At 69.6% G+C, this 8,437-nt stretch carries 7 protein-coding genes and 1 tRNA gene; 4 read left to right on the top strand and 4 right to left on the bottom strand.

What is annotated here, in order from left to right:
• Both GKQ77_RS21740 and GKQ77_RS21735 read left to right on the top strand, forming a co-directional pair.
• Positions 1-1,325: alkaline phosphatase family protein (locus tag GKQ77_RS21740; RefSeq protein ID WP_219690605.1), on the top strand; the 1,325-nt coding region annotated here is incomplete at its 5' end.
• 147 nt (positions 1,326-1,472) lie between these two features.
• Positions 1,473-2,510, top strand: a complete 1,038-nt coding sequence (locus tag GKQ77_RS21735; RefSeq protein ID WP_219690604.1) for a sugar phosphate isomerase/epimerase family protein — start codon at positions 1,473-1,475, stop codon at positions 2,508-2,510.
• Between the two features lie 18 nt (positions 2,511-2,528).
• Here GKQ77_RS21735 and GKQ77_RS21730 read toward each other — a convergent pair whose 3' ends face one another.
• Positions 2,529-3,770, bottom strand: coding sequence for a DUF2254 domain-containing protein (locus tag GKQ77_RS21730; protein ID WP_258021714.1), 1,242 nt, complete (start codon positions 3,768-3,770; stop codon positions 2,529-2,531).
• Between the two features lie 261 nt (positions 3,771-4,031).
• Here GKQ77_RS21730 and GKQ77_RS21725 point away from each other — a divergent pair.
• Together GKQ77_RS21725 and GKQ77_RS21720 are read left to right on the top strand one after the other, a co-directional pair.
• A tRNA-Leu gene (locus tag GKQ77_RS21725) sits at positions 4,032-4,119 on the top strand.
• 94 nt (positions 4,120-4,213) lie between these two features.
• Positions 4,214-5,644 (top strand): HNH endonuclease, encoded by a 1,431-nt coding sequence (locus GKQ77_RS21720; protein WP_219690602.1) that lies wholly within the window; start codon positions 4,214-4,216, stop codon positions 5,642-5,644.
• Between the two features lie 27 nt (positions 5,645-5,671).
• Here the strand turns inward: GKQ77_RS21720 and GKQ77_RS21715 are convergent, their stop codons facing one another.
• The 3 genes from GKQ77_RS21715 to GKQ77_RS21705 all read right to left on the bottom strand — a co-directional run bounded on the left by GKQ77_RS21715 (position 5,672) and on the right by GKQ77_RS21705 (position 8,382).
• Positions 5,672-6,334: a GntR family transcriptional regulator gene (locus GKQ77_RS21715; protein ID WP_219690601.1), complete on the bottom strand. Its 663-nt coding sequence runs from the start codon at positions 6,332-6,334 to the stop codon at positions 5,672-5,674.
• A 90-nt stretch (positions 6,335-6,424) separates the two neighbouring features.
• Complete coding sequence (locus GKQ77_RS21710) at positions 6,425-7,429, bottom strand: proline racemase family protein (protein WP_219690600.1); 1,005 nt, start codon at positions 7,427-7,429, stop codon at positions 6,425-6,427.
• Between the two features lie 44 nt (positions 7,430-7,473).
• Positions 7,474-8,382, bottom strand: coding sequence for a dihydrodipicolinate synthase family protein (locus GKQ77_RS21705; RefSeq protein WP_219690599.1), 909 nt, complete (start codon positions 8,380-8,382; stop codon positions 7,474-7,476).
• Between the last annotated feature and the right edge of the window lie 55 nt (positions 8,383-8,437).

Here is an 8,437-nt window from a genome sequence, read left to right as displayed (position 1 = left end):
TCCTCGACCACATGCCCCACCTCAAGTCGCTCGGCCAGTCCGGATCCCGGGCCCCGCTCGGCACCGTCCTGCCCGCGGTGACCTGCGCGGCCCAGTCCACCTTCCTCACCGGCACCACCCCCGCCGAGCACGGCATCGTCGGCAACGGCTGGTACTTCCGTGAACTCGGCGACGTACTTTTGTGGCGCCAGCACAACGGTCTCGTCGCCGGCGACAAGCTGTGGGACGCCGCACGTCGCGCGCACCCCGGCTACACCGTCGCCAACATCTGCTGGTGGTACGCGATGGGCGCCGACACCGACTTCACCGTCACCCCCCGCCCCGTCTACTACGCCGACGGCCGCAAGGAACCCGACTGCTACACCCGGCCGCCGGCTCTGCACGACGAACTCACCGACAGACTCGGCACCTTCCCCCTCTTCCACTTCTGGGGCCCCGGCGCCGACATCGTCTCCAGCCGCTGGATCGTCGACGCCACCCGGCACATCATCGAAACCCGCCACCCCGATCTGGCCCTGTGCTACCTCCCTCACCTCGACTACGACCTGCAACGCTTCGGCCCCGACGACCCGCGCTCCCGCCGGGCCGCGGCCGACCTGGACGCGACCCTCGCCCCGCTCCTGGACGACGCCAGGAACGAGGGACGCACCGTCGTCGCCCTGTCCGAGTACGGCATCACCCGTGTGAACCGGCCGGTCGACATCAACCGCGTCCTGCGCCGCGCGGGCCTGCTGGAGGTGCACACCCAGGACGGCATGGAGTACCTCGACCCGATGGCCTCCCGCGCCTTCGCCGTCGCCGACCACCAGATCGCCCACGTCTACGTACGCCGCCCGGAAGACCTCGAGGCCACCCGCGCCGCGCTCCAGGACGTCCCCGGCATCGAGCGACTCCTGGACGACGAGGGCAAGAAGGCACACCACCTGGACCATCCGCGCTCGGGCGAACTCGTCGCCGTCGCGGAGCCGGACGCCTGGTTCACGTACTACTACTGGCTCGACGACGCCCGCGCGCCCGACTTCGCGCAGCTCGTCGAGATCCACCGCAAACCCGGCTACGACCCCGTCGAACTCTTCATGGACCCCGAGGACCCCTACGTCCGCCTCAAGGCCGCGGGCGCGCTGGCCCGCAAGAAGCTCGGCATGCGCTACCGCATGGCGGTCGTGCCCCTGGATCCCTCACCTATTCGCGGCAGCCATGGCCGCCTCCCCACGAGTGAGGACGAAAGTCCGCTCATTCTGTGCTCCACCCCCCGCGCCGTCAGCGGCCGCGTCGCGGCCACCGATGTGAAATCGCTGCTCCTCCGCCTCGCGGGCCTGCACTAGCTTCACCGCCCGCGCCGCGGAATCTGCTTGATCTCCACTGAACCAGACGGCTCGGGCCCTGCCATCAGGGTCCGACCCCCAGCGATCCCTGAACCGTTTCTCGAACCCATCCCTGAGACGACCCCGAGCCAAGCCGAGGAGAACCCCATGAACCGCAAACCAGCCCTCGCAGACCCGGACCTCGCCCACAGACTCAGCCGACGCGGCATGCTCGGCGTCGCCGCGGGCGCCACCGCCGCGGCCCTCGTCGCCGCCACCACCCCGGCCAGCGCGGGGGAGAAGGGCCGCGGCCGGCCCGTACTGCCGCCCGGCCGCCTGGGCATCCAGCTCTACAGCCTCCGCGACAAGGTCCACACCCTCGGTTTCGCGGCCGTATTCGCCGAGTTGGAGAAGTACGGCTACGACGAGATCGAGTTCGCCGGATACAGCCAGGGCTCGGCGGGCGCCATCACCCTCGCACAGCTCAAGGCGCTGGCCCGCGACCACGGTCTGCACCCCATCGGGTCCCACGTCGGCTACTACGACGACAACAACCCGAACGCGTATACGTTCGCGCAGAACCTCACCAAGGTCCTCGACGACGCCGAGGCCCTCGGGCTCAAGCACATCGGGACCGCGTCGGGCCCCTTCCGCTACGGCTCGACCGTCGACGCCTGGAAGCGCGCGGCCGAGGACTTCAACACCTACGGAGAGGCGGCCCGCGCGCGGGGCATGAAGTTCTACCAGCACAACCACGCCGAGGAGTTCTCCTTCGCCACGGACAAGCCGAACGTCCGCCTCTACGACGTGCTGCTCGCCGAGACCGAGCCCGACCACGTGTATCTGGAGATGGACATCTACTGGGCCTACTGCGCCCAGTTCCGGTTCGGCAAGCGGCCCGACGGCAGGCCCGCCCCCTTTGAGCCGGTCGACTACGTCCTCAGGCAGCCGCACCGCTATCCGCTCTTCCACGTCAAGGACGGGGTGCGCGACGAGACGACCCGTGACGGCTACCGCATGTCCGACGTCGGGGACGGCGACATCGACTACAAGAAGTTCCTGTCGAAGGTGACCGCGCGCACCCACCACGGCAGGCGCTACCACCACTGGCAGACCGAGCATGACAACCCGGTGGAGTCCTACGCCTTCGCCCGCAAGTCCAGTGAGCATCTGCGCTCCCTGCGTTCGGGACGCTGCGGCGACTGACCCCAGGGGCCGCCGGCCTCAACCGATGCCCTGGCGGTCCGGACGCAGGGCGAACGCGCGGTCGGCGGGCTCCGGCACCGAGCGCTGCACGGCCTGCGCGAGAAGGTCCCGGTGCCGGAGCAGCGGCTCGCGGCGCTCCTCGGGGGCGAGCAGCAGCAGGTCGTCGAGGCCGGCCAGCATGCGCCGGGTGACCTGCGGATTGCCGGGCGCGTACGCCCTGATCTCGGCGAACCCGAGATCCACCAGCGCGGTCCAGTCCGGCACCGACTGCACGAGCCGGATCGCCCCGAGCCGGTCGCGGTGGCCGAGTGCGCCCAGCGGGTACGGGGCGACTGATGCCAGGAACTGCACGATGCGGTCGAGGGCCTGCACGGCGGTGGTCGGGTCGTTCACCGCGGGGGACAGGGCCCGCAGGGCGATGTCGGACAGTTGCCGCAGACCGAAGCCGAGATCCTGGTGGAAGGTCCGCTCGACCCCCACCGACACGGTGTACCTGAGGGCCCGCCGCGACGGTGCCGCCCCGCCGTGCACCGTGAAGACCGGCGTGCCCGGCACCACGAAGTCCCCGATGCGCGGAATCAGCCGCAGGACGACGCCTTGGCGCCGGGCGGCCCGCACCGCCCGCGCGATGTTCACGTCCCGCAGCACCCCGGCTCTGCCGTGATGCGTGATCCGGGCGGTCTCCGGGCCGAGCCGGCCGGCGTCCACCGGCAGCTCGATCGGCTGTCTGGCCGCTACCCGCAGCGCGTCCCTGGCGATCCGGTCGATCACGAAACCGATCCGCATCATCCGGACCGTCCCGTTCACATAGGCCACGAACAACAGGAGGCTCACCAGCACCATCAGCAGCGCCAGGATCGACTCGATCAGCGGCACGTTCGTCACCAGGCGCGGATCCCGCTCGCTGTCGAACGAGGTCAGCGTCATCAGTGCGAACAGAAACGTCGCCATGAAGACGGTGAGCGTGGCCTTGGTGATGCGCGACCGTACGTAGAGCCGCACCACGCGTGGGCTGAATTGCCCGCTGGCCATCTGCACGGCCACCAGCGAGATGCTGAAGACCACCCCGATGAAGGTCATCATGGCGCTGCCGATCGTGTTGATCACCGCCTTGGCGTCGTTGGCGACACCGATCAGGCTCTTGATCACGTCGTAGTCGCGGCTCTCCTGGAGCATCCGTACGATCTCCGCGTCCAGCTCCGCCGCGGCCCACCACAGCACCATGGAACCCACGAGCCCCGCGGTCGGCGCGAACCACATGGTGTCCCGCAGATGCTCCCGCAAGGGCGACAGAACGCGGGGCCGCCGCACCCTCTCCTGCCCGAACGCCCTGGTGGGGCCCGCAGGACCGGCAGTACCCGTAATCAGTCCGTCACTCATGGTGAGACTGTAGGCGGGGTGGCGCGGCCCGCCGTGCATCCGGCGGTCGGCGCACGGATACGCAGGTGAAAGGCACTCCGAAACCTTGGTATTGTTGTCCATGTCGCCGCGGGGAACACCCCGCAGGGCGGCAGGCACCTAGTCCGGGTGGCGGAATGGCAGACGCGCTAGCTTGAGGTGCTAGTGCCCTTTAACGGGCGTGGGGGTTCAAGTCCCCCCTCGGACACCAGCAAACAGTAAAGACCCCAGTTCATCTGGGGTCTTTCTGTTTTCCCGGTAGGAGCGCGGCGGGCGTTGTCAGTGGCGATGTCTACCGTGCGTATATGGACGACAACTCACAGAAGCCCGTGATGCCGAGTGCCGACGCGGAGTCGAAGGGCATCGCGCTGTATCACGACATGCGGGTCGAAGAGGACTTCGCCAAGTGCGCCACCCGTCTCTTCGCGATCCTCAAGATGGCCGCGGTGAAGAGCCCTGGTGTCCCGCGCCTCCTCTACCTCGACGTCCAAGGACACCGCGACGCCGCGGGCGACTACGACGCGGACGCCCGGGAGATCATCCACGAGTTCCTGCTGGGATACCTCGGCCCGTACCTCACGGAGATCCACACACCGCTCTACGAGGCGAAGAACCCACAGCCGCAACGGGAGGACATCCCTGATGTCCTGAACCTCCGAGATCCCCACCGTGAACACGCCTACGACCACCGCGAGCTGCCTTTACGCAACCGGGACAGCCATCCCGACCGGCGTCGGTCCAGACCCCCCGTCCGCGCCATCGCCGACTACCTGGGCCTCGATGAGCCCATCTGTCTGATCTGCTGGCAGGCGCCGGTGGAAAGAGCCCATGTGGTCCCGGAGTCGCTCGGCGGTTCCAACGACGTGCGCAACTTCGCCCTCCTCTGCCGCCGCCATCACCGTGAGGCGCCCGATGTCGCGGACGCGGAGGCGTTCTGGTCCTGGGTCGACTACGCCTGTGAACGCGATGGCCACATGAAGTGGGCGGGCGTGGCTCCGGAGACGCTGGCGCGGGCCGAACGCGTCGGCGTGCGCATCGAGACGTCCGGGCCGGTGCGGAAGAGCCTCCACCACTTCGATCGTGTCCGTGACGAACTCGTGCGTCACTACGGCTGGTCTCCCGAGGATTTCGCCGGCGGTGACCACTGGGGGTCGCTGATGGTGGAGTTCCACACGGTGATGGACGCGGCGACCAGTACTCACTTCAACGTCGCCAAGAAGGCGTCCACCGAGGCGTGGGCCTTCGAAGTGGCGCGCAGGCGCCTGAGAGACGGCGCCGCGGAGCGCGAGGCCGACGTTGACCGGACGGTGGTGGCGAGCCGTCCGTCGGTTGAACTTGCGGAACGGACGGTGCGCAAGTCGCCCGACAGTGGGGATGCGCGGCGCCTGGTCGAGGCCGCACGGCGGGCCGACATCGCCGTCGAAGCGGCGGCGCTCGTGCGCGACCTCATAGGCTCAGCGGGGGTTTCCAGTGCCGAGGAGGTGCTGCGGGGCATCAAAGAGGAGGTGGCGGACCGCACCGCGCAATTCGATCGGCTGGCCGATGAGTTGATGGGGCAGACGGTCTGCCGGCACTGCGGCCACGCCATCGCCCGGATCGGGGACGCTTCCTGGCGTCATAGCGCTGCGGCGCCCATGTCCCGCGGCTGCCGAGCCGCCAGCTTCGACCGGGACGGCACTTGGGACGACTCCCTCGACCGGACGTGGAAGGCGAGCCCGTCGAAGACGTATCGGTGAGATGTCCACCGTATGGGTGGGGCGGTGTCAGGAGGTCGCCCACAGAGAACGTACGTGTCCCAAGTGACGCGCCATGCACTCTTCCGCCGCCGTCGCGTCGCCCGACAGCATCAGGTCGAGCAGTTCGATGTGCTCCTCGGCCGAGGGGGTCAGCTGGTCGCGTTCGGCCAGGGCCGTGAGGCCGTAGAGGCGAGAGCGTTTGCGGAGGTCGCCGACCGTCTCCACCAGGCGGTTGTTGCCCGACAGGGCGAGCAGGGAGAGGTGGAAGCGGCGGTCGGCCTCCAGATAGGCGATGAGGTCGTGGTCGCGGGCGGCGCGCACGATCTCCTCGGCGCCCGGGCGCAGCACCTCAAGCTCCTCGCGGGCCGCGGTGCGGGTGATGCGGCCGATCATGGGGATCTCGATCAGCGCGCGGATCTCTGTGTACTGGTCGAGGTCACGCTCATTGACCTCCGTGACGCGGAAGCCCTTGTTGCGCACCGGCTCGACCAGGCCCTCGCGGGCCAGATCCAGCATCGCCTCCCGCACGGGCGTCGCGGAGATGCCGAAGTCCTCGGCGAGGCCGGGCGCGGAGTAGATCTCGCCGGGGCGCAGCTCGCCGGAGATCAGGGCGGCCCGCAACGCATGGGCGACCTGGTCGCGCAGCCGCTCCCTGGTGGTGATGAGGTTCTTCTGCTTCAGATGCCCCATGGTGCTCCCCTCCGGCGGGCCCCGCGCTCGCGCGGAGAACCAAAGTACAATGTCACGTTGCCAGTTGGGCGGGCGGGGAGCCGAGAGAAGTCAGAGGGTGAAGCCCGCGGGGAACGGGTCGTCGGGGTCCAGGAAGTACTGTGCCGTACCAGTGATCCAGGCCCGCCCGGTGATCCGCGGGACGACCGCCGGCAGGCCCGCCACCTCCGTCCGCGCGATCAGCCGTCCGGTGAACTTCGTACCGATGAACGACTCGTTGACGAAGTCGCGGTCCAGCGGGAGTTCACCGCGTGCGTGCAGCTGCGCCATCCGCGCGGAGGTGCCCGTCCCGCACGGGGAGCGGTCGAACCAGCCCGGGTGGATCGCCATCGCGTGCCGGGAGCGGTGCGCGTCCGAGCCCGGCGCGGCCAGGTAGACGTGCTTCACCCCGGCGATGTCCGGTTGCTCGGGGTGCGTGGGGCGGTCCGGCGAAAAGTTGATCGCGTCCATGAGGGCGAGGCCCGCCGCGAGCAGCTCGTCCTTGCGGGCGCGGTCGAACGGCAGCCCCAACGCGTCGAGCTGTACGAAGGCGTAGAAGTTCCCGCCGAAGGCCAGGTCATACGTGACCGTGCCGTGGCCCGGCACCTCGATCTCGCGGTCGAGGGCGACGCAGAACGCGGGGATGTTGGTGAGCGTGACCGACACCGCCGCGCCGTCGCTCACCTGTACGTCGACGGAGACCAGGCCCGCCGGTGTGTCCAGGCGGACCGTCGTGACCGGCTCGGTGACCTCCACCATTCCGGTCTCCACCAGCACGGTCGCCACCCCGATGGTGCCGTGGCCGCACATCGGCAGCAGCCCGGACACCTCGATGTAGAGGACCCCGTAGTCGGCGTCCGGGCGGGTCGGGGGCTGGAGTATCGCACCGCTCATCGCGGAGTGGCCGCGCGGCTCGTACATCAGAAGGGTGCGCAGGTGGTCCAGGTGTTCGATGAAGTGGAGTCTGCGCTCGGCCATGGTGGCGCCGGGGATCACCCCTACGCCACCGGTGATCACGCGCGTGGGCATGCCCTCGGTGTGCGAGTCGACGGCGTGGAAGACGTGCCGGGTACGCATGGGGATCCTCTCGGGACGGGCGGGAGCAGGCGGGGCGAGTGGGGTCAGTGGTGGCCGGCTGCCAATGCCTTCTCGGTGGCCGCCCGCACCACTGCCTCCGTGGCTCCGGTCAGCGCGGCGCGCGGCGGGCGGGTCGGGCCTCCAACGCGGCCCACGAGGTCCATCGAGAGCTTGATCGACTGCACGAACTCCGTCTTGGAGTCCTGGCGCAGGAGCGGGTGCAGCGACTTGTAGAGGGGGAGCGCCGTGTCCAGGTCCCGGGCGCAGGCGGCGTGGTACAGCTCCGCGCAGGTGGCGGGGAAGGCGTTCGGGTAGCCGGCGATCCAGCCGACCGCGCCCGCAAGCGCCAGTTCGAGCAGGACGTCGTCCGCGCCGATCAACAGGTCGAGTTCCGGCGCGAGTTCGGCTATCTCGTACGCCCTGCGCACATCACCGCTGAACTCCTTGACCGCCACGATCGAGCCGTCCGAGTGGATCCGGTTGAGCAGCTCGGGCGTCAGGTCGACCCTCGTGTCGAGGGGGTTGTTGTACGCGACCACGGGCACCCACGCCTTGGCGACCTCGGCGTAGTGGGCGCGGACGGCCCGCTCGTCGGCGCGGTAGGCGTTCGGCGGCAGGAGCAGCACCGAGCCGCAGCCCGCCTCCGCCGCCTGCTCGGCCCAGCGGCGGGACTCGGCGCTGCCGTAGGCGGAGACGCCGGGCATCACGCGGGCCCCGTCGCCCGCCGCTTCCACGGCGGTGCGTACGACGCGGGCGCGTTCGTCATCGGTGAGGGTCTGGTACTCGCCGAGGGAGCCGTTGGGGACCACGCCGTCGCAGCCGTTGGCGATGAGGTGGCGGACGTGCTCGGCGTAGGCGTCGTAGTCGACGGAGAGGTCCTCGCGGAGGGGCAGCGCGGTGGCGACCATGATGCCGCGCCAGGGGCGGTCCGGGGTCCAGGTGGGGGAGGTCATGACGGGTGCCCTTCTGTCGGGTGCTGGTGGGGGTCGGTCCGGGGCGTGGCTTCGG

It is taken from the genome of Streptomyces anatolicus (assembly GCF_019400875.1).
GTDB lineage: Bacteria > Actinomycetota > Actinomycetes > Streptomycetales > Streptomycetaceae > Streptomyces > Streptomyces anatolicus.
Note: the sequence above shows the minus strand (reverse complement) of the source record. Positions and strands in the feature narration are given on the sequence as shown.